Raw genomic sequence first — 1,424 nt, 5'->3', positions numbered from 1 at the left:
GACCCCGCCTGGGTCCGGCGCTACACGGCCGCGGGCCGCGAGATCTCGCCAACCCGACGGGTGTGGCGAGGCAGGACGCCCGCCCATGACCTGCCCGCCGAACCGCACGACCTGGACGCCCTGGAGATATCCGCGCCCGACGGGTCCACGCTCAAGCTGCCGGAAGTGTTCGCCGCCGCGCAGACCGACGCCGTCGTGGTGATTCACCGCGGGTCCCTCGTCTACGAGCGCTACCTCCACGGCACCGAGCCGCACACCCCGCACTTCAACGCCTCGGCCGCCAAGTCCTACGCAGGCCTCATGGCGGCGATGCTCGCGCACGAAGGTCTGCTGGACCGCACGGCCCTGACCTCGCACTATGTTCCCGAGCTTGCGGGAACGGCGTTCGGGGACGCCAGGGTCGACGACCTGCTCCACATGGGCACGCAGATGAGCTACGCGGGCCGGCCCTTCGACAAGGCCGTCGAGGCACAGCGCTACTTCGCCGTCGTGGGACCCCAGTTGAGGCCCTACGGCTACAGCGGTCCCACCAGCATTCGCGAACACCTCGCGACCGCGCGGGCGACCGGCGCGCCGGGCACCGGGTTCCGCTACGAGAACGGCAACGTCGAAGCCCTCGCCGAGGTCCTGCGCCGTGTCACAGGCACCACCACCTCCGCCCTGCTCAGCGAGTTGATCTGGTCCCGTCTGGGCGCGGAGGAGGACGCCTACTACACCCTCGACAGCGACGGCGTCGAAGCCGCGTGCGGCGGATTCAGTGCCACGGCCCGTGACGTGGCCAGGCTCGGCGAGATGCTCCGCCAAGGCGGGGCGCTCGGGGAGCGGCAGATCGTGCCGGAGGCCGTCGCCACCACCCTCGCGAGCGGCGTCCCGGACGGCTACCCCCGGCGCGTCCGCTTCCCGGCAGCGCCCCCCGACTCGCCCGCCACGCTCTCGTACCACGACCTGTGGTGGATCCTGAACGACCCCTACGACTCCTTCATGGCCAGCGGGATCCACGGCCAGCGCCTGTTCGTCTCACCCGGACTCGACCTGGTCGTCGTCCACTTCGGCTCCCAGGTCATGTCGCCCGCGGTGCCACCGGCCCCGCTCGTCCCGGCCTTCTTCGAGATCGGCACCCACCTCGCCGGCCGCAACTGACCGGGAACCAGCAGACACCCGCAGCCGACCACTGGTGAGCGCGTACCGGACCGACCGGACGGCTCACTGGATCGAGGTTGCGGCAGCATGCACTGGTACGAGGACGACGGGTTCTGGTCCGACTTCTCCGAGACGATGTTCTCCGAGCGGCGGCGGGCGCAGACGGCGGACGTCGTCGCCGGATCGCCGCTGCTCGCGTTCCCCGCGGGCAGCCGCGTCCTCGACCTGTGCTGCGGGCCCGGCCTCTACCTGGTGCCGCTGGTGCGCCGGGGCTACCAGGTCAC

At 71.3% G+C, this 1,424-nt stretch carries 1 protein-coding gene and 1 pseudogene; both read left to right on the top strand.

Going from position 1 to position 1,424, the window contains the following annotated elements; translation table 11 throughout:
• Positions 1 to 1,140 (top strand): serine hydrolase domain-containing protein (locus ACQKIP_RS47440; protein ID WP_427745867.1); only part of this gene is annotated, 1,140 nt, incomplete at its 5' end.
• Positions 1,141 to 1,227: 87 nt separating this feature from the next.
• Positions 1,228 to 1,424: pseudogene (locus tag ACQKIP_RS47435) on the top strand (SAM-dependent methyltransferase); the annotation flags it as partial.

This window comes from Streptomyces sp. NPDC059900, from assembly GCF_050270335.1.
Taxonomy (GTDB): domain Bacteria; phylum Actinomycetota; class Actinomycetes; order Streptomycetales; family Streptomycetaceae; genus Streptomyces.
The sequence above is the reverse complement of the archived record's forward strand: the minus strand, read 5'-3'. Positions and strand labels throughout refer to the sequence as shown.